Source organism: Paraburkholderia saeva (genome assembly GCF_907164555.1).
Taxonomy (GTDB): Bacteria; Pseudomonadota; Gammaproteobacteria; order Burkholderiales; family Burkholderiaceae; genus Paraburkholderia; species Paraburkholderia saeva.
The window spans coordinates 44,814-63,522 of sequence record NZ_CAJQZC010000016.1 but is presented as its reverse complement, the minus strand read 5'-3'; the positions used below and the strand labels follow the sequence as shown (position 1 = coordinate 63,522).

Here is an 18,709-nt window from a genome sequence, read left to right as displayed (position 1 = left end):
GCTCCCGCGTATGCCGCAGGCATGTACGGCGGTAAACTCCACCCCGTCGTGTCAGTTCGCGATGCGCGCGCCACCGCGCCTCAATCCCGCCTCGATGGAGATGCAATGCCGCTTCGTCTTCCCCCGCTTTCGTCGCTCCGGTTTTTCGAAACCGCCGCGCGGCATCAGAGTTTCAAGCTCGCGGCGGCCGAGCTCAATGTGACGCCGGGCGCGGTCAGCCACGCGATCGTCGGTCTCGAAGAAGCGCTCGGCGTTGCACTCTTCGTGCGCGAGCCACGCCGGCTGTCGCTCACACCTGAAGGGGCCGACTATCTGCCCTACATCGCCCAGGCGTTTGCGCTGATCGCAACCGGCACCGCGCGCCTGCCCGACGCGCGCACGCCCCGCACGATTGCCGTGAGCTGCGCACCCACGCTCGCATCGCGCTGGCTCCTGCCGCGACTGCACGCGTTTCGCAGCCGCTGGCCCAACGCAAACGTGGCCGTCGATACGTCGCGACGCCTCGTCAATTTTCCGGGCGATGGTTTCGACTTCGCGATCCGGCTCAGCCGCAAACCCGCGACGGGCGCGACGTGGCATCGCCTCTTCGGCGAGCAGCTCGTGCCCGTGTGCAGCGAGACGTACCGTACACGGCTCATCGACGGCGACGGCAACATCGATCTGCGACGCGCGACGCTCCTTCACGTCGACTCCGCCAGCGAGGACTGGCAGGCATGGCTCGACGGCACGCACACGGAGGGCATCGACGCGTCGGGTGGCCTGCGCTTCGATACCGTCCAGCTCGCGTATGAAGCGGCCGCGATGGACATGGGCGTCGCGATCGGCAGACGGCCGCTGGTCGACCGCGAGCTGGCTTCGGGCGCGCTCGTCGAGATCAGCAAGGACGTGATCGTCGCGGGTACCGCCTACTGGCTCGTGAGCACAAAGGCCACAGACCAGCGCGCCGATCTTTTCGCGTTCAGGGCGTGGCTCCTCGAAGAAGCCGCAACGGTGGAAGACAACCTCTGCACGCCGGGTCGGACGTCGCACGCCACGTGACGCGACAGGTGAGCGCGGCTCATGTGTCGGCGAAATCTTTTCCTTTGATGCGTCGGCCGCCCGCTGCCAGTATTGGCGCGAGGAGGACTGAACGATGTCGACCGTATTTCGCAGCAACGCCGCATCCCTGAAAACGCAGACCACGCTCGTGATCGTCGCGGCCGCGCTGATCCTGAGCGCCGCGATGGGTGTGCGGCAAACCTTCGGCCTTTTTATCGGGCCGTTTTCGTTCGATCGCGGCGTGCCCGTCACGCTCATCGCGTTCGCCATCGCGCTGCATAACCTCGTGTGGGGTGTCGCGCAGCCTTTCGCGGGCGCGGCGGCAGACCGCTACGGCTGCACGCGCGTGGTCGCATTCGGCGCCGTGGCGTTCGCGGCGGGTCTCGCGCTGGCCGCGCTCACGACCTCGCCCGCCCTCCTCGTGGTGGGGATGGGCGTGCTCGTCGGCATCGGCATCAGTTGCACAAGCTTTGGCGTGGTGCTCACGGCCGTCGGCCGGTCGGCGACGGCGGAATCGCGCAGTGTGGCAATGGGAATCGCGAGCGCCGGCGGCTCGCTCGGGCAGGTGCTGATGGTTCCCCTCGCGCAAAGCGTCCGGCAGTCGTCGGGGATTGCGACATCGCTGCTCGTGCTTGCGTTCGTGCTGCTGGTGGCCGCGCCGCTCGGGTTTCTGCTCGACCGGCGCAATGCAGGTGCCGTGCCGTTATCGGGAGCGGCCACGACCTCGTTGCGGACGGTCGTCAAGGAGGCGTGCCGGCATCGTGGTTACCGACTGCTCACCATCGGCTTCTTTACCTGCGGCTTCCAGCTCGCGTTTATCGCCACGCATCTGCCTGGATATCTGTTTCTCTGCCACATGCCGGTCGGTGCAGGCGCGACCGCGCTGGCGCTGATCGGGCTCTTCAACATGGTCGGCAGCTGGGCGTGCGGCTGGCTTGGCGGACGCTTCCGGCAGCAGTACGTGCTCGGGTGGCTTTATCTGATCCGGGGCGTAGCGATTGCAGTGTTCTTTCTTCTGCCGAAGACGACCGCCTCGGTTGCCGTCTTTGCCGCCGTCATGGGTCTCACGTGGCTCGGCACGGTGCCGCTTACGAGTGGGCTCGTCGCGAAGGTGTTCGGCACGCGTCATCTCGGGACGCTCTTCGGGATCTGCTTTCTCAGCCATCAACTCGGCTCGTTTCTCGGCGCGTGGCTTGGCGGCTTCGTCTTCGATATGACGGGTTCGTATTCGCTGATCTGGGGCGCGACGGCGATCGCGGGTCTCTTCGCCGCGCTGCTGCATTTTCCGATCGACGACACCGTCGTGGACCGTTCTGCCGGATTGCCCGGCGCGGCCCGCGCGTAAATCACGCGAACGACAAACCTTCCGACGTACCAGGCTCGCCCGACGCATGCAGCGTGCGCGCGTACGACACGAGCATCGTCGCGAGTTGCTGCGCCGCCGGCGTCAGCGGCATCGATGCGCGCTGCAGCAGGCAAACGTCCTGCGGCGTCGCGCGTTCGCGAACCGGAATCGTGACAAGCGCGTGTGCGAACAGCCCGCGCTGCGTCAGGATCGCGGGTTCCAGCGAAAGGCAGTCGGTCTGCGTGACGAGATGCAGCGCCTCGAACAGGCCCTCAACCGTCGCGATGACCTTCGGCGGCTTAAGGCCGCGTGCGATGAACAGATCGGCGAGCCGGTTCGACGGCGCATCGCCCGCCTGGCCCGGCGAAGGCGTCGCCACCCACGTGCAGTCCGCGAGTTCCGCCAGCGAAGTCGCCGACGCTTTCGGATGACCGCGCCGGCAGACGATCACCGGATCGGACGGATAGAGCGTCGTGACGGAAAGATCGGACGTGTCGCTCTGCTTCGAAACAAGTGCGACGGCGAAGTCGAGCGTGCCTTCGCGAATGCGCGAAATCATCATGCGCGAGGTGCCGGTTCGCAGACGCAATGCAACCTTGTCGAAACGCGCGTAATATTCGGCGAGCACGGGCGCAAGCGCATCGATCAGCGGTTCGGTGGACATGCCGAACGACACTTCGCCGCTGTAATCGCCGCTCAACTGCTGCATCTCCTGCTCGGCGCGCTCGCATTCGCCGAGTATCGTTGCGGCGCGCTGCAGCAGTCGCTGCCCGAGCGCCGTCAGCGCAATCCCGCGATTGGTCCGCGTGAAGAGCGTCGCGCCGAGCATCATTTCGAGATTCTGCACCTGGTGCGTCACGCCGCTCTGCGCAATCCCCAGCGCGCGCGAGGCCGCCCGGATGCTGCCGTGCTGCGCCACCGCGGAAAACACACGTAGCTGGGACAGTGTCAGCGCCATTGCCTGGGAGTTCCGTGATCACATAAAGTGATCATGATAGTCCGAAGTGGCCTTTTGTGATTCACCCGCGCGTCATACGATGCGTTCACGCCCCTCAGGAGCCATGAAATGCCTGTCGTGGCTCACCGTGAACAACAGCAAGGTCGCCATGAAGAAAACCTCCCTCGCGCTTTTCGTTGCCGCGCTGACGCTCGTCAGTGGCGCGCACGCACGCGACATCGATTCGATCCGCCTCGGCATCGACCCGAGCTATCCGCCGATGGACGCCAAGGCGCCCGACGGCAGCGTCAAGGGCTTCGACGTCGATCTCGGCAACGAAATCTGCCGGCGTATCCACGCGCACTGCCAGTGGGTCGAACTGGAGTTCTCCGGCATGATTCCCGCGCTGCAGGCGCGCAAGATCGACGCGATCCTTTCTTCGATGGCGATCACCGAAAAACGCTCGCAGCAGATCGCGTTTTCGTCGAAGCTCTTCCAGTTCAGGTCGCGTCTCATCGCGCGTCAGGGTGCGCCGTTCAACGGCACGCCAGTGAGCCTTGCGGGCAAGCAGATCGGCGTGCAGTCGGGCACGCAGTTCGAGACTTACGCGCTCGCGCACTGGGCGACGCAAGGCGTGCGTGTGACGGCCTACAAGAGCCAGGATGAAGTGTTTCAGGATCTGGTCAATGGCCGGCTCGACGCCGCGCTGCTCGGCTCCGTCGAAGCCGATTTCGGATTTCTGCGTACACCCGCGGGCAAGGGCTTCGCGTTCATCGGCGAGCCGCTTTCGATGGGTGACCACGGCGTAGGCATCGGCATGCGCAAGGATGACACAGCGCTGAAGGCCGCGGTGGATGGCGCGATCGCATCGATGCGCAAGGACGGCACGTACGCGCAGATCGCTCGCCGTTATTTCGACTTCGACCCGTACGGCGATTGAGCGCCGTCTTTTCCTGACCGGAACACGCATGCACAAGCAGACCACGTCCCTTCTTTCACCCGCCGTCGGCACGCAACGCGAGCTGGTGAGTTTTCACTTTGCGCCGGGTTCGGCGTCGACTTCGGCACAATCCGGTTCTTCGGCTAGCCAGAAGATCTACATCCAGTCTTCGCTGCACGCGGACGAAACGCCCGCGATGCTCACGGCGGTTCTGCTCAAACGGCGATTGCTCGAACTCGAAGCGCGCGGCGCGCTCGCCGCCGAAATCGTGCTCGTGCCCGTCGCGAATCCGGTGGGTCTCGGTCAATACGTGGTGGGGCAGTTCGTCGGCCGCTTCGATCTTGCGAGCGGCAGGAACTTCAACCGCCATTTCATGCAGTTTCCAACGCTCGCTGAACGCGCCAGGGATCTGCTTGGCGCCGATGCAAACCGCAATCGCGACATCATCCGCGATCTGCTGCGCGAAGAACTGGCGCAGCAAAAGCCGCTGACGGAATTCGAATCGCTGCAACTCGCGCTCTTCAAGCATTCGTTCGATGCCGATCTCGTCATCGATCTGCATTGCTCGCTCGAAGCCGTGATGCACGTGTACACCACGGAAGCCGCGTGGCCTTCGATCGAACCGCTTGCCCGCTATCTCGGCGCCGAAGCGTCGCTGCTCGCAACCAACTCCGGCGCCCAGGCGTTCGACGAAGCGCACAGCCTCATCTGGTGGCATCTACAACAACAGATGCCGGCGAGCAAACCGGTGCCAGACGGCACGCTGGCGGTCACAGTGGAATGCCGTGGCCAGCGCGATGTGTCATATGAAATCGCGCAGCAGGACGCCGATGCAATTGTCGATTACCTCGTGTCGCGCGGCGCGATTCGCGGCGAGCCCAAAGGATTGCCGCCACTGCGCATGCCGGCCACGCCGCTTGCGGGCAGCGAGCAGTTTTACGCACCGGTTAGCGGCATCCTCGTGCATCGCGCGAAGATTGGCGACACGATCCGGGCGGGCGATGCACTCTTCGACATCGTCGATCCGCTGACCGATGAAACGACCACGATCAGGAGCAATACGGACGGCGTCTTCTATATGCGTCGTGCGATCCGCTTCGTGACCGCGGGCGCGCCGCTCGGGCGCGTGACCGGTACGCGCGCAGTGCGCACGGGTGTGCTGCTCGGGGCATAGTGCGGGCTTACGTGTCCGCCACCTGAGCCGCCTCGACGACGCGGTTGCGACCCGATGCCTTCGCCAGATACAGCGCGGCGTCGGCACGCGCCATCAGCGCAGGGAGCGGTTCGCCGGCGCGATACTGGTCGACGCCCACGCTAAACGTATAGTGCAGCACCGCGCCCGAGCCCAGCCGGTACCCTGACGCCGCCAGCCGGGCGCGCAAGCGGTTCAGGAGGACGACGGCTTCCGTGGCGGTCGTCGCTGGGCAAACCACGCCAAATTCCTCGCCGCCGAGCCGTCCGAACACATCGCCGGTCCGGACGTCTTCCATCACGAGCGCGGCGAAGTGCATCAGCACCCTGTCGCCCGCTGCGTGGCCGTGCTGGTCGTTGATCGACTTGAAATGATCGATATCGATGGCCGCGAGCGTCAGAGGCGTACCCGTGCGCTCCGCGCTCCTGAGGAGCGCGTCCGCCCGCGTCAGAAATTCGCGGCGGGCGAACGCGCCCGTGAGATCGTCGACGCTCGCCAGCTTGCGCAGACGCTCAGCCAGCTGGTCGTGAGCCAGCATCACCATGCCGATCGACATCGTCGGCAACGCGAGAATGCCGAGCGCCAGAAACGCGACATTGATCGCGGACACCTGCAGCAGCGTTGTCTGCGACAGCAGCCCGAGCCCATAGGTCATGCCGCGCGCCGCGTGGCCCATCGCAAAGAGCGCTGCCGCCACCGCGACGAAGTTGCAGCTGTATTTCGCGCGAACACGCGACCGCTCACGCAACACGATGACGGCAACCGACGCATCGATACCCGCATGAAAGGCCGAAACGAGCGCCACGCGCGCGTTGAAATCCAGCGTCACCCAGGTCCAGTACGCAATGCCCGCGCCCACCGCGACGAGACCGGCGAGACCGGCTGCAGGAAATCCGGTATGGCCAAAGAACCGGCGAAATCCTTCGAGACCGGTCAGCACGGTTGCCGCCAGCAGCACGTTCGCCGCGAGGATTGAAAACAGCGCGGGCGCGTGGCCCTGCAAGGCAAACAAGATCAGCGCCACGACGGAGAGCGCATTCGCGACCACCCAGCATCCCACGCCAGGAATTCCTGCGCTCAGCAGTGAGCCGAGCACAGCCATCGCCATCACGCCCGACAGCACCGTCACGCCAAGAATCGCTACCGGATTCAACATCGTCTCGACCTGAATGTGAGTCTGAACCTGAAAACCAGTCTGAATTATCCGGGCATTTCGCTCCATGCTGCGGCGCAATTTCCCCGACGCCACAGCCCTCTTCCACCCGGTTGACCGACAGTCTACGACACGGCCAAGGTTTCCCGCACCGTATCAAATTCCTTTCGCCTTGCCCGGGCGGCGTTTTCGCGCTTCGCCCCGGGTTCGACTGGAGCAACCCGATATTTAACATATGTTGCGTTTTATTTTTTATTGGCAACATATGTATACAAACGCAGTGTGCAGGCCGCGCACCTCGTACACGCTCCCACCAAACGCCGCAGCTATCGCAAGCAAGGGTGTCCTTTGCGGACGCGACTGGATTGACGACGAGGATGGCACGTGGCAATTTCACGGCTCTCAATCTAGCCGGCAAGAAGGCGATGCTCTCGTGGCAAGTTTGCAGAACATCGTTGAACTGGACGACACGATTCGCGACCTGACCGATCTTCTGGCCGGATGCCACGCCTGGCGAACCGGCGGCCGGCGCGCATTTTGAGATGCGTAGTTTCCAGCTGCGCTAACCACCCGGGCTACTCCCATTGATTCAGCCCGCAATCGCCAGGTCGCCGGCCAACGTTAGCCAATATCGATCGTGCGGCTCGTGGATCGCTGCTGCTCCTGTTTCGGCACCGTCAACGTCAGGACGCCCTTGTCAAACTTTGCGAGAGCGTGGTCGGGATCGGCATTTTCCGGCATCGGGATTGTGCGCATGAAGGCTCCATATGCGCGCTCGAGCCGATAGCAGCCGTCCTCCTCACTGTGCACATCCTGCTTCTTTTCGCCACGCAATACCAACGCTCCGTCCTCGACGCTAACGGTCAAGTCCTCCCGCTCCATGCCTGGCAGTTCGACGGTCACACGCAGTATCTTTCCCTCGTCAACCACGTCGATGCGCGGCTGGAAACGCGATGAACTGAAGTCGCCAAACCATCGTTCGAGCGCGCCGCGCGCCGCGAACGGATCATGAAAGAATTCCTCCATCGCACGCCACGAATCACGGGGGAAAAGTCGCGCAATGTCGGACCACGGAACACGTGACGGTTCGCTGTCGGCCGGCCTTTGCGCACTGTCCGCCTCGGGCTTGCGTCCTGAACCGCGGAGAAATTTGAAAGGGTTCCACTTTTTCAGGTCGGTGTTCATCGTATGCTCCTCGATGGTCTAACAGGAGAACCGGATGTGCATCTTGCGTTCACACTGCGACGTTTCTGCCGACTTCCCTGGACACACCGTCTGCAGTCAGACTGACGGCGTGCGGCGGGGCGTCGCGCTGCGCCTGCCGCCCGGGCGTGACGCGACAGATGCCAATCGGTAAACAGACGGGCATCGCACCCGCTCGTGACCAGGCCGATATATCCACCATCCGCGAGGGCCAGGCCGCTTGCGAACTGGACGCACCGGCACGGCCCATGTGCTGATCGTTTATCCGCATCACCCTGCCTCCATGACGTTCTGTATCCACACCTCCGCGAACGGGCGGTGGCGACCTCGCGGTCGCCACCGGTTTTGTCTCCTGTCGTCGTTGCGGCTCTGCCGGGCTCAGTTCGTCTGCACCTCGATCCGGCGCGGGCGTGCTTCGTCGCGACGCGGAATCGTCAGCTTCAGCACGCCGTCCTGCAGGTTTGCATCGATTTTCGATGTGTCGAAGTCCGGGCTCAGCGAAAACGCGCGCGCGAAATGCGGTTCCCGGATCTCGGCGTGCTGCAACCGCAGACCGGCGGGCGTTGGCACAACTGCTTCGGCCTCGATATAAAGATTGCCGTCGTGCACCTTCACGTCGAGTTTGTCCTTCGTGACGCCTGGCAGGTCCGCCCACAGCGTGATGCCCTGGCTGTCCTCGAACACGTCGACTGCGGGTGCGAGCGTCGCCCGCCGCGCCGGCTGGTCACCCTCGCGTCGTGCTACCGCTTTCTGGTCGCGTTCAGCGACCTGTGTCCTGTCGTTCATGGCTTGCTCCTTGAATGGCTGGCATTACTGGACGGTAATGGCTCGCGGCTTCGACGCTTCACGCTTGCCCACGCTGATCGACAGGCAACCGTTGGTGTAGCGCGCCTGCACCTTGTCGGGGTCCGCATTCTGCGGCAGCTCGATCACGCGCCGGAAACTGCCGCTGAACCGTTCCTGTGCATAGGTGCGGGTGTCGTCCCGGGTTTTGTCATCGCTGCCGGTCTGGGCGGCCTTGCGCTCACCGCTGATTGTCAGCAGGCCCTTGTCGATCGACACGTCGAGTTCGGCCAGCTTGAGACCGGGCGCGAACGCGACGATTTCGATTGAGTCGTCGGTCGAACCGATGTTCAGCTGCGGAAAGGCCCCGAAGCGGCCCGAACGGATGCTGGACGGAAAACCGCCGAACAGGCTGTCCATCTGCCGCTGCAGACGGTCGAACTCACTGAACAGGTCGGTTCCGGAAAAGAGATCACTCATCGTATCCTCCTTCGATGCAGCGAGGAGGCGAACGGGCCTACGCGCTCCAGTTCGCCTGCCAGGCCGCTGGCAAACAAATCGAAACACGCAGCGCACCGGATGTGACCGGCGCATCTGCCTGAGCGAAATCAAAGATAGAACCTACGGTGAAAATTTCAAGGGGCGGTGGTGAAATTCCGGTCTTGAAAATCGCCTGCCAAATCCTATTATCGCGGTGCATTGCAACGGAACCGGAGGACACCATGGAATTCGATTCGGACTGGCTCACGCTTGGCAGACACCGCGTCCGGCTGCGCTCGACCAGAGGCTTTCCGACGGAATCGATGCGTAGCGTGGCGAAGGTCGTGCAACTCGCGATCGACAACAACATGAGCGCCCGCGCGCGGCTGGTCGAGATCGTCTTCCAGCACGAACAAACCTACGATATCGCTGTCGGCACGACACTTGCCGAAGACCGCGTTTGCGCGCCGCAACTGGAAGCGGCGATTGCGGTGGTGCTCGGCCTGCTGCCGGATCAGGTGAACGTCATCGTAACGACAGTCAGTCAGGAGGAAGTCGACCTGCACTTCGGCGTGTACGAGCGCATGCTGGCCGAGAAACTGGGCGTTGTGCCGCCGATCCAGTGATCTTCGGGCGCAAGGCGTTCGGGTAACCTTTGAAATTGCACGATCCTGACTGCTACGCGGCGCCAGAGGCTACGTATCGGTCAGTCGTCGCTTGCGGCGATTTCGTCGCGCTCGTGTTCAGGCTTTTGCATCCAGAAGCGATGCAGGGGCTTCTCGACAATGCGACCGATGAACAGCAACGCAAACAGCAGCACGAGCGCAGCCAGCGCGACCGACCACGCGCCCGTGCCGCAGACGATGCCAAGCGCCGCCGTCACCCAGATCGACGCTGCGGTGGTCAGCCCGCGTATCTTCTCGCGGGCCGGGTTTTGCACGATCACGCCCGCGCCCAGGAAACCGATACCGGTAACGATGCCCTGGATCACGCGTGCCGCGTTCACGTCGGCGGCAATGCCGTTCACGACGAAGCCCATGCTCGCCATCGTCACGAGACACGAGCCGAGTGCGACGAGGCCGAGCGTCTTGATACCGGTCGGCTTGCCGCGCAGATTACGGTCGATGCCGATGATGCCGCCGACCACCACCGCCAGCGTCATGCGCAGGATCACTTCTATGAGACTGGAAGCAGGCAGCATATAAGGTTCTCAGGTCGTGCAACTGTTGTTCTGGATGGCATGCCCTGCACTGTGCGCCGTCCTGCATCGGCGCGACACGCAGGTCGAAGCCGCAGCTCACGGCGAAGCCGGTTCGCCCGAAAATTTCCGGCGGTACGCCACCGGGCTCGTCAGTGCGATCCGGCGAAAATGCCGTCGCATCGATTCCTCGGAGCCGAAGCCCGCCAGTTCCGCGACGCGCGCAACCGGCAGGTGCGCCTGCTGCTCCAGCAGATCCCGGGCAATCGCGACGCGCTCGCGCACAAGCCACGCCCAGGGCGCCATTCCTGTCGCGTCGCGAAACTGGCGCTGCAGCGTGCGCGTGCTCATCGCCGCGTGCCCGGCCAGCGACGCCAGCGTGTGAGGCTGCGCGGGATTTGCGCGCACCCAGTCCATCAGTTTCGCTAGACGCCCACCGTCATCCTGCGGCATCGGGCGCGGTACGAACTGCGCCTGCCCGCCCTCGCGATGCGGCGGCACAACAAGCCGCTGCGCCACGCGGTTCGCGATCGCGCCACCGTGATCCTGGCGCACGAGATGCAGCAGCATGTCGAGACCCGCCGCCGAACCCGCCGACGTCACGATCTGCCCTTCGTCGACATAGAGCGCATCAGGCTTGACTCTCAGTTGCGGATAGCGGCGCTGCAGACGCTCCGCGTAGCGCCAGTGGGTCGTGACTGTCTTGCCGTCGAGCACGCCCGCGGCGGCGAGCACGAATACGCCTGAGCAGATGGAGCACAGCCGCGCGCCGCGCCGGTAAGCCGCGCGGATTTTCTTCAGCAGCGGCTCGGGCGGAATTTCGTCGGCATCGCGCCAGCCTGGTATCACGATCGTGTCGGCACGCTCCAGCATGCGCAGCGAGTATGGCGCCGCCACGGTGATGCCGCCCGCCGCACGGATTGGCCCGGACTCGCCCGCGCACACCGCAAAGCGATACCAGGCGACGTCGAGCTCCGGACGGTCCAGCGCGAACAGCTCGGTCACACAGCCGAATTCGAAGGTGCAGAGGCGGTCGTAAACGAGCGCGACGACAAGATGATCTTCCATGGCGCAATGTTACCGGAGATCTGTAGTTGCGCCACCTGTCTGGCGCCGCACCGCGTCGCCCCGGCCGCAACGCGCATGGACCTTCCGGCGCCCGTGCGAAAAGACGTGTGAAAACGCTCGGGGCGACCGATTTGTTCCTGCCACGCATAACTGTTTGTTCGCCGCAGGTGTTCGAACTTCGGGTGAATGCGCCTAGATTGCTCTTCATCGGCACCGCCGGCGAAACCGGCAAGCCAGCCGAATCACCGAATTACCTTATCTGGAGATTGACTATGAGCACGTCACAAAAGGTCGTTGTCGAACCTGTCACTGAAAACGTCAAGCGTGCCGTGGCCGATGGCTATCGTCATCTCAAGCTGCACGAGATCGAGCTTGACTGCGTGCGCGCTGCCCGCGAAGCCGCAGGTGACGACGTCGAAATAACACTGGACGTCAATTGCCCCTGGTCCGTGTGCGAAGCGCTCGGCATGACAGAAAGGCTGCGCCCTTTCAATCTGCGATGGATCGGGGAACCGGTCTGGCCGCCCGAAAGCTATTCGGGCCTCGCGCAGGTCCGTCGCGACGGCGGCATTCCGGTCGCCGCCGGCGAAAACGCGTCGACATTCATGGACTTTCAACATCTGCCTGAAGCAGACGCCGTCGACTTTATCCAGCCAAGCCCCGCAAAAATGGGCGGCCTGACCGAACCGAAGAAAGTGTTCGCGATGGCGAATACCAACAACGTCACGGTGATGGTCCACACCTTCTACGACGGTCCGGGTCACCTTGCCAGCGTGCACGCAAGCGCGGCACTGGGCGGGCCTGGTGCACTCGTCGAATGGCGTTATTTCGATCTCGAAGCGCAACCGTATGGCGACGCCATCGTTCTGCACGACGGCGCCATTGCCGTTCCTCAAGGCGTGGGGCTCGGCCTTGAACCGAACCACGAAGTCGTCCGCGAATACCGGGTCGCATGAGTGTGATGCATACTTGAAAGTCCCGGGCAGCTGCGAAGCGCTGCATGGCAATCACGGACAAGGTGCCGGACGCAACAGTGATCGGGCACACACGATAATTCCAGGAAACATCACATCATGCTCGAACGTATCGCAGCGCCTATCGTGCCCGTCGCCTTTGTCATCATTCCCGGATTTCTGGCAGGGAAGCGCGGCAAACTCAACCACCCGGACAGCATCCTGATCAGCCGGCTCGTTCTGAACTGGATCTTCCCCCGCGAGAGCACCTTGCCATCGATCGTGTCGAGCCCATCGACATAGAACACACGCTGCATCGCGCGAAACACTTTCAGCGGGTCGCAGGCGGGAGCAACGATCCGCGCGGCCACCACGGCGCGACACACAGGTTCGGTGTCGTAGACGAAGTTCTCGCGCGCTATCAGCGCATCGCGGTTGAATTCCGCCCCGCTCACCTCCTCGACGCGAGCCCTGTGCTTGAGCCGGAACCGCTTGCCCGCGTCGTCCAGCACCTGCGTCGATCCTGCTCCCATACCGCCCACCACGATCTGCACTTCGAGCCCTGGCATGCTCTCCACGACTGCGGCCATTTCCTTGCCAAAGCCGTAGCACCACGAGCACATCGGATCACCCACAAAAATCAGCTTCATATCTTCTTCCCTTTTCATGTACCGGTTGCGCGCTGCAGCGACTGGCGGCTTGTGCCGCCGTTCCAAAACGCGCCTCTGGGCTGACTATATGTGCGAACTATCCGACCTTGCGTAGTGTGCGCCGCAATTCACTTTTAACGCGGTGTAAGCAGGCGAATATCCGCATGACCTCGAAGCGCAGGCTGCACGACGCTTTTGTATCGCAATGTATCTGGTCCGCGCTCCGACACAAAAGGCCGCACATATCCCCCGCAACCGACACAGAGCAGATACGTGGGCGCGTTCTCATTGCACCATCCCATCCGGATGTATCTCACCAGATCGAAGGACATAGCCATGCTTAACCGACTCAAGACCGTGGCGGCCGCAGCCGCCGTCGCCGCGATTGTGGCAGCCGGTGTGATGAGTGCCCAAAGCGGCGCCGCCAGCGCACTTCCGGTCAGCACGAGCAGCGCAGCGCCGGAGTTTGCCGGCATCGAAAACTGGCTCAACAGCAAGCCGCTGACCATGCAGCAGTTGCGGGGAAAAGTGGTCCTCGTTGATTTCTGGACCTACTCGTGCATCAACTGCATCAATACATTGCCGCATGTCGAGGACTGGTACACGAAGTACAAGGATCAGGGCCTCGTGGTGGTGGGCGTGCACACGCCAGAGTACCCATACGAACGCAAGACGGAAAAGGTCAGCGCGGCAATCCAGAAGTACGGGTTGCACTATCCGGTCGCGCAGGACAACAGCTATGCGACATGGAACGCGTATGGCAATCAATACTGGCCCGCGGCCTACCTGATCGACAAGCAGGGGCGAATCGTCTACAGCCACTTCGGCGAAGGCGATTACGCGAAGACCGAAGCAGCCATTCGCGAGCAACTGGCGCGTTCTGAACAGTAACTACGCGTGCACCTGCGAAGCCTGAAGACGTGAACGATGAACCCGGTCTCCTTCGCAGGTATGAAGCATTGAAAATCAGGCAATCAATTTTCCGTTTTTATATCGTACACGATTTGATCGCCTACGATTTATAACACGGAGTGAGTCATCGAATATTCACACCACGCGATTACATCGCATGCGATTTACATCGGATAGTCGTTTATCCGTCAAGGATCCCATCATGACCACGATTGAAAAAGTTCTGTACACCGGCAAGACTCACACTTCTTCGGGGGGCCGCAACGGCACGTCCCGCAGTTCGGACGGCCGTCTGGACATCAAGCTGTCGTCGCCCGGCACTGCCGGCGACGGCACGAATCCGGAGCAGCTGTTCGCGGCAGGCTGGTCGGCATGTTTCATCGGCGCAATGGGGCTCGCGGCGCCCAGACTGGGCGTCAAGCTTCCGGAAGATCTCGCTGTCGACGCGGAAGTGGATCTGGGCACGGAAGGCGACGGCTACTTTCTCCAGGCGCGACTGAACGTCAGCGTGCCAGGTGTGCCGCGTGAGCTCGCCCAGGCGATCGTGGACGCAGCGCATCAGACGTGCCCGTATTCCAAAGCCACGCACGGCAATATCGACGTCGTCATTACCCTGGTTTAATCCGGTCAGTAACTAAAACAACATACGGAGGCGCTCGGGCAACGCTCGCGCCTCATGCTATTCACCCACCTTTAACGAAGAAATCCATCATGAAAACCCGACTCATCGTTGCTGTATTCGCCGCACTTTCCGCATCCATCGCAGCGCCTGCGTTTGCCAGCGGCTACGGTCCCGCTCCCTTCTACAAGCCGTCGATCGGCGCGCCCGCGTCACAACGCGGTCAGCGCGCGCAAACCGTTGCCGCCGACCGCAACGACGCCACCACTGCGGATTCGTACGGCGGCGCCATCGCGGGGCAGTCGGAATCGGCGCGCCATGGCGTCGCCACGCAGCAGAACGGCCTCTACGAACGCCACTGAGCCAGTACGCGCTCGTTTATCGAGCCGTTCAGCCGTTGACGCGATATAGCAGGCCGAACTCACTGACCTGATCGATGAATTTATTAATTTCGGAGTTCATTTTTATGAAGATCAAACCAGGCGCCCTTGCTGCTACATTCATTCTTTCAGCGCCTGTCGTCGGTTACGCGCAGCAACCGGATACGGGCCTCACGCGCGCACAGGTTCGCGCGGAACTGGTGCCACTCGAAAAGGCCGGATACAGCCCGTCGCACGGCCGCGATCCGTACTATCCGGACGACATCCAGACCGCCCTCGCCAGGATCCAGGCCGTCAATCCGGCGGCGAATAATGCCGCAACGTCAGGTTATGGCGGCATCGAAAACGGCACATCAGAAACGGCCAGCCGAACCGCAGTACGCACCGCCCAGGCCTCGATCTACTTCGGCCACTAAAAGCGCGATTAGCCGGTTCTGCCGCCCCATGTATATCGCATGCGATTTTATCGCTATCGATTTACGTTGAAGACAGGCGCCCGGCCCATCGATCGCGATCAGAACGCCTGCCACGCAATGAACGCCTGTTCCAGGTTCTCTCTCGTCAGCGCCGCCTCCGGCAGCGCTGACCCTGTCTCCCCGGATTTACGTCGCGAACCGCTGCCTTCGTCGCTTACGGCTGCATGCGCAGCTTCACCGCGCGTGACGCCCGCCCTGGTCGACAATGCCTTCTATCCGGTTTTTGTTCATCGGCTCGCAGTTCCGCTCCACGCTTCTTCCCCACGATCGGTCCCCCTCACGCAGTTGCGCTTCGCTCGTTGTGATCGACTGGCAGCGGGACTCGCACCCACAAAAATGCCTCCCAACACTGCGCGCACAAATAAAAACGCGCCGCGTATTCGAAGCGCGGCGCGTGACAATGCAAAGACGAGCGGAGGAAATTGCGTCAACCTGAGCGGCCAGCGCTCACTCTTCGTTTTGCACGGACTCGACAAGATTGTTGCGCAGCGTGACGATCGCCTTCTGCACTTTCGCAAACTCGCCAGGTGCCAGGCCAGTGGCCTCGACGAGGTCCATGTTCAGTCCTCTTTCGCGCAGCCGCCGGCCATTTTTCGTCAGGCTCACGCGCACCTGGCGTTCGTCTTCGGGATCGCGCTGCCGCTTCAGATAACCCATCACTTCGAGTTTCTTCAGAATCGGCGTGAGCGTGTTGGATTCGAGAAACAGCTTCTCGCCGAGACTGCCGACGGTCTGATTGTCTTCCTCCCACAGCGCAATGATCGTGATGTATTGCGTGTACGTGAGCCCAAGCTCCTCGAGAATCGGCTTGTACGCCTTGCCGAACGCGAGATTCGCGGAATAGACCGCGAAGCACAGGAAGTCGGAAAGCTTGACCTCCGCAGCAGCTGTCTTTTCGGTGGATTTCATGTGCACCTCGATGGCAAGACCCGGATGGGTCAACTTGAAGTCAATTATATATCGGATGCGATCTTCTCGGAAGTGCTGGATATCCAGCAACGGCCTGCGGCGATCCTGCGTGGCGTGATGTTACCGAAGATTGTCGATTACGCCACTTATACGACGCACGTCCTGCGCCGATAATGCATTCACCCGCGCCACAACACTTTTACCGGAAGCCAGTCATGTCCCACGTCACCGCCGTTCCCGCCGCCAGAAGCCCCGAAGCGCTCTCACACTTCGAATCGAGCCTGCAGTTCGAAACCGATTGCTGGGACGTCCACGATGCACTGTCGACGCAAACCGCCGACTTCGTGCTGCTCGACGTGCGAAGCCCGGCGCTTTACGCCGCCGGCCACGTACCTGGCGCAATCAACCTGCCGCACGGCAAGCTCATCGCTTCGAAGCTCGCTGCGTGGCCACCCGAAACGCTCTTCGTCACGTATTGCGCGGGGCCGCATTGCAATGGTGCGACGCGCGGCGCGATCCGCCTCGCGCAACTCGGACGGCCGGTGAAAGTGATGATCGGCGGTCTCACCGGATGGATCGACGAAGGTTTCGCGCTCGCGAAACCCGCGCACGAATCGTCGGGTCCGGCGCTCGCACGCGAAGCATAGAAATCGCGCGCATGCGGAATACGGCCGCCGCGCCCGTCGTTTACACCGGATAGCCCATCACGCGCGGGCAGCAACGCTGCCTTCGCGCGGATGCGTTCGTCTTTCCGACCGGTGGCAGGCTCACATGAACATTTCCGTTGCGCATTTTTCCCGCCCCGCGCTGGCCTCATCGTGCGCGGCCCTGCTCGCGACACTCGCCGCCTGCGGTGGCGGCGGCAGCAACGCCAGCATCGGCGTCGGCTCGTCCGCCGGGTCCGCGGCGACGCCCACGAGCATGACGGTGTCAGGCACAGCCGCGAGTGGCAAGCCGCTGGCGACCGCCATGGTGAGCCTCGCGTGCGTGCAGGGCGCGGCGAGCGCGAACGCTGACGCCAACGGCCAGTTCAGCGTCACACTGAACGCGGTACCGCCCTGCCTCATCACCGCGACGGCCAGCAACCACACGTTCCATTCCGTCGCGTTCGCGGGCGGCACGTTCAACGTCACGCCCGAGACCGACCTCCTGCTTGGCTACCTCAGCGGGCAGCTCGGCACGAACGAGACGGGGCTCCTCGCCGGATTCGCGCTTAATGCGCGCTTCCAGCAGGTGCTCGGCAACCCGACCGACGTCCTGAATGCGCAGACGGCCGTCGTCAGCAGTCTTCAGCAGCGCTTTGCGCTGACGCTGTCCGTGCCGAACTTTCTGACCACGCCTTTTGTGCCAGATAACGAGGGCCTCGACCACGATCTCGACGCGCTGCAGGCGGCTGGCGCGATCGATGACAACGGGCCCCTGAGCGGCACACTGTCGTTCGTCACGGCGGCGGGCGCCACGCAGCCGCTGCCCGCGACGCCGCCATCGGCGATGGGTGGCGGAACGGGCAATACCGGCAGTTCGAACGCCGGCGGCATGATGTAGCTGCCCGCTTATGCGGCAACCAGTTCCCGCAGGCGCTGCTGCAGCGCGTCGGATGCGCGCGTCATCGGCGCGCGCAGTCCGTCTCTGATCACGCCCTGCGCCGCCAGTGCCGACTTCACCGGCCCCGGGTTCGGCTCGTCGAACATCGCGCGCACGAGCGGCACCAGCGAATGCCAGATCGCACGCCCTTCGTCGAGCCGCCCCGCCGCCAGCGCGCGATACAGCGCGACAAAACGCGCTGTGCGCACATGCGCCGAAGCGGCAATCGCACCCGCGCCGCCCATGCAAAGCGTCGCGAACAGGTTGGCGTCGTCGCCGGCCAGCACCCGCAGGCGGCCGTCGAGAATCAGTGCGAGCGTGGTGTCCAGTGAACCCGCGCAATCCTTCACGGCTTCGATGCGCGGATGCGCAGCCAGCGTCAGGAGCGTCTCCAGCTCGATCTGTACGCCGGTACGGGCCGGAATGTCGTAGATCACGACAGGCTTCCTGCTGATGTCCGCCAGCGACGCGAAGTGATCGATGAGGCCCGCCTGCGAAGGCCGGATGTAGTACGGCGCGCTGATCAGCATGCCGGCGACCGGCGCGTCGTTGAGTTGCACGACGCGCTCGCGCAACGTGGCCGCGTGGTTGCCGGAGACGCCCGCTATCACCGGCACGTCGCCCGCCGCCGCCAGAATGGTCGCGAGCACCGCGGCCTGCTCGGTTTCGTCGAGCGCGGCGGGCTCGCCCGTCGTGCCCAGCGCGACAAAACCCGCGACATCCGCCGTCACGTAACCGCCCACCAGTGCGCGCAACGCGGCATGATCGACCGCGCCATCGGCGAACGGCGTGATGAGCGGAATCCAGATACCCGAAAAAATCGACATGACTAATCCTCGAAACGTGACCGTATCGATTCCGTCAGGCAGTGCGGGAAGGGACATCGAGG

24 protein-coding genes are annotated in these 18,709 nt (G+C 63.1%); 14 read left to right on the top strand and 10 right to left on the bottom strand.

Annotated features, from left to right (window positions below):
- The first annotated feature begins 105 nt into the window (after window positions 1-105).
- Complete coding sequence (locus tag LPA36_RS27815; RefSeq protein WP_228883722.1) at window positions 106-1,038, top strand: LysR substrate-binding domain-containing protein; 933 nt, start codon at window positions 106-108, stop codon at window positions 1,036-1,038.
- A 94-nt stretch (window positions 1,039-1,132) separates the two neighbouring features.
- On the top strand, window positions 1,133-2,383 hold the full coding sequence (locus LPA36_RS27810; protein ID WP_228883721.1) for an MFS transporter: 1,251 nt from the start codon (window positions 1,133-1,135) through the stop codon (window positions 2,381-2,383).
- A gap of 1 nt (window position 2,384) precedes the next feature.
- Here the strand turns inward: LPA36_RS27810 and LPA36_RS27805 are convergent, their stop codons facing one another.
- Window positions 2,385-3,341 (bottom strand): LysR substrate-binding domain-containing protein, encoded by a 957-nt coding sequence (locus tag LPA36_RS27805; RefSeq protein WP_228883720.1) that lies wholly within the window; start codon window positions 3,339-3,341, stop codon window positions 2,385-2,387.
- Window positions 3,342-3,489: 148 nt separating this feature from the next.
- Here LPA36_RS27805 and LPA36_RS27800 point away from each other — a divergent pair, with 148 nt between their 5' ends.
- On the top strand, window positions 3,490-4,260 hold the full coding sequence (locus LPA36_RS27800; protein ID WP_228883765.1) for a transporter substrate-binding domain-containing protein: 771 nt from the start codon (window positions 3,490-3,492) through the stop codon (window positions 4,258-4,260).
- A gap of 28 nt (window positions 4,261-4,288) precedes the next feature.
- Window positions 4,289-5,434, top strand: a complete 1,146-nt coding sequence (locus tag LPA36_RS27795; RefSeq protein ID WP_228883719.1) for a succinylglutamate desuccinylase/aspartoacylase family protein — start codon at window positions 4,289-4,291, stop codon at window positions 5,432-5,434.
- 7 nt (window positions 5,435-5,441) lie between these two features.
- Here LPA36_RS27795 and LPA36_RS27790 read toward each other — a convergent pair whose 3' ends face one another.
- Window positions 5,442-6,608 (bottom strand): GGDEF domain-containing protein, encoded by a 1,167-nt coding sequence (locus tag LPA36_RS27790; protein WP_228883718.1) that lies wholly within the window; start codon window positions 6,606-6,608, stop codon window positions 5,442-5,444.
- Between the two features lie 232 nt (window positions 6,609-6,840).
- Between LPA36_RS27790 and LPA36_RS27785 the strand changes: the two genes are divergently transcribed.
- Window positions 6,841-7,146, top strand: a complete 306-nt coding sequence (locus LPA36_RS27785; RefSeq protein ID WP_228883717.1) for a hypothetical protein — start codon at window positions 6,841-6,843, stop codon at window positions 7,144-7,146.
- Window positions 7,147-7,226: 80 nt separating this feature from the next.
- Here LPA36_RS27785 and LPA36_RS27780 read toward each other — a convergent pair whose 3' ends face one another.
- From LPA36_RS27780 to LPA36_RS27770, 3 genes are all read right to left on the bottom strand, one after another.
- The gene (locus LPA36_RS27780; RefSeq protein WP_228883716.1) at window positions 7,227-7,790 is read right to left on the bottom strand and encodes an Hsp20/alpha crystallin family protein; all 564 of its coding nucleotides are present in this window, start codon (window positions 7,788-7,790) and stop codon (window positions 7,227-7,229) included.
- Window positions 7,791-8,186: 396 nt separating this feature from the next.
- Window positions 8,187-8,594 carry an Hsp20/alpha crystallin family protein gene (locus tag LPA36_RS27775; protein WP_228883715.1) on the bottom strand — a complete coding sequence of 136 codons (408 nt, stop codon included), beginning with the start codon at window positions 8,592-8,594 and terminating at the stop codon, window positions 8,187-8,189.
- 24 nt (window positions 8,595-8,618) lie between these two features.
- Window positions 8,619-9,071 (bottom strand): Hsp20/alpha crystallin family protein, encoded by a 453-nt coding sequence (locus LPA36_RS27770; protein ID WP_228883714.1) that lies wholly within the window; start codon window positions 9,069-9,071, stop codon window positions 8,619-8,621.
- A 242-nt stretch (window positions 9,072-9,313) separates the two neighbouring features.
- Between LPA36_RS27770 and LPA36_RS27765 the strand changes: the two genes are divergently transcribed.
- A complete protein-coding gene (locus LPA36_RS27765) occupies window positions 9,314-9,697 on the top strand; it encodes a hypothetical protein (protein WP_228883713.1) in 384 nt (127 codons plus the stop codon).
- 80 nt (window positions 9,698-9,777) lie between these two features.
- Here the strand turns inward: LPA36_RS27765 and LPA36_RS27760 are convergent, their stop codons facing one another.
- Window positions 9,778-10,272 carry an MgtC/SapB family protein gene (locus LPA36_RS27760; RefSeq protein ID WP_228883712.1) on the bottom strand — a complete coding sequence of 165 codons (495 nt, stop codon included), beginning with the start codon at window positions 10,270-10,272 and terminating at the stop codon, window positions 9,778-9,780.
- Between the two features lie 96 nt (window positions 10,273-10,368).
- Window positions 10,369-11,337: a transcriptional regulator FtrA gene (gene ftrA / locus LPA36_RS27755; RefSeq protein ID WP_228883711.1), complete on the bottom strand. Its 969-nt coding sequence runs from the start codon at window positions 11,335-11,337 to the stop codon at window positions 10,369-10,371.
- Window positions 11,338-11,609: 272 nt separating this feature from the next.
- Here ftrA and LPA36_RS27750 point away from each other — a divergent pair, with 272 nt between their 5' ends.
- Window positions 11,610-12,293: an enolase C-terminal domain-like protein gene (locus LPA36_RS27750; protein WP_228883710.1), complete on the top strand. Its 684-nt coding sequence runs from the start codon at window positions 11,610-11,612 to the stop codon at window positions 12,291-12,293.
- A gap of 110 nt (window positions 12,294-12,403) precedes the next feature.
- Here the strand turns inward: LPA36_RS27750 and LPA36_RS27745 are convergent, their stop codons facing one another.
- Window positions 12,404-12,940 carry a DsbA family protein gene (locus LPA36_RS27745; RefSeq protein ID WP_228883709.1) on the bottom strand — a complete coding sequence of 179 codons (537 nt, stop codon included), beginning with the start codon at window positions 12,938-12,940 and terminating at the stop codon, window positions 12,404-12,406.
- A 336-nt stretch (window positions 12,941-13,276) separates the two neighbouring features.
- Between LPA36_RS27745 and LPA36_RS27740 the strand changes: the two genes are divergently transcribed.
- The 4 genes from LPA36_RS27740 to LPA36_RS27725 all read left to right on the top strand — a co-directional run bounded on the left by LPA36_RS27740 (window position 13,277) and on the right by LPA36_RS27725 (window position 15,267).
- On the top strand, window positions 13,277-13,831 hold the full coding sequence (locus LPA36_RS27740) for a thioredoxin family protein (protein WP_228883707.1): 555 nt from the start codon (window positions 13,277-13,279) through the stop codon (window positions 13,829-13,831).
- 223 nt (window positions 13,832-14,054) lie between these two features.
- Complete coding sequence (locus LPA36_RS27735) at window positions 14,055-14,474, top strand: organic hydroperoxide resistance protein (protein WP_228883706.1); 420 nt, start codon at window positions 14,055-14,057, stop codon at window positions 14,472-14,474.
- Between the two features lie 89 nt (window positions 14,475-14,563).
- The gene (locus LPA36_RS27730; RefSeq protein WP_228883704.1) at window positions 14,564-14,833 is read left to right on the top strand and encodes a hypothetical protein; all 270 of its coding nucleotides are present in this window, start codon (window positions 14,564-14,566) and stop codon (window positions 14,831-14,833) included.
- A 104-nt stretch (window positions 14,834-14,937) separates the two neighbouring features.
- A complete protein-coding gene (locus LPA36_RS27725) occupies window positions 14,938-15,267 on the top strand; it encodes a DUF4148 domain-containing protein (RefSeq protein ID WP_228883702.1) in 330 nt (109 codons plus the stop codon).
- A 507-nt stretch (window positions 15,268-15,774) separates the two neighbouring features.
- Here LPA36_RS27725 and LPA36_RS27720 read toward each other — a convergent pair.
- Entirely contained in the window at window positions 15,775-16,236 is a 462-nt protein-coding gene (locus LPA36_RS27720) for a MarR family winged helix-turn-helix transcriptional regulator (RefSeq protein ID WP_228883700.1), read from the bottom strand.
- A 24-nt stretch (window positions 16,237-16,260) separates the two neighbouring features.
- On the opposite strand from LPA36_RS27720, the gene LPA36_RS27715 reads away from it, so the two are divergent.
- The 3 genes from LPA36_RS27715 to LPA36_RS27705 all read left to right on the top strand — a co-directional run bounded on the left by LPA36_RS27715 (window position 16,261) and on the right by LPA36_RS27705 (window position 17,781).
- Entirely contained in the window at window positions 16,261-16,410 is a 150-nt protein-coding gene (locus tag LPA36_RS27715; protein WP_228883697.1) for a hypothetical protein, read from the top strand.
- Window positions 16,411-16,451: 41 nt separating this feature from the next.
- Window positions 16,452-16,883 carry a rhodanese-like domain-containing protein gene (locus LPA36_RS27710; protein ID WP_228883695.1) on the top strand — a complete coding sequence of 144 codons (432 nt, stop codon included), beginning with the start codon at window positions 16,452-16,454 and terminating at the stop codon, window positions 16,881-16,883.
- Window positions 16,884-17,007: 124 nt separating this feature from the next.
- On the top strand, window positions 17,008-17,781 hold the full coding sequence (locus tag LPA36_RS27705) for a hypothetical protein (protein ID WP_228883693.1): 774 nt from the start codon (window positions 17,008-17,010) through the stop codon (window positions 17,779-17,781).
- A gap of 8 nt (window positions 17,782-17,789) precedes the next feature.
- Here the strand turns inward: LPA36_RS27705 and dapA are convergent, their stop codons facing one another.
- Complete coding sequence (gene dapA, locus LPA36_RS27700; RefSeq protein WP_228883691.1) at window positions 17,790-18,647, bottom strand: 4-hydroxy-tetrahydrodipicolinate synthase; 858 nt, start codon at window positions 18,645-18,647, stop codon at window positions 17,790-17,792.
- Window positions 18,648-18,709: the final 62 nt, after the last annotated feature.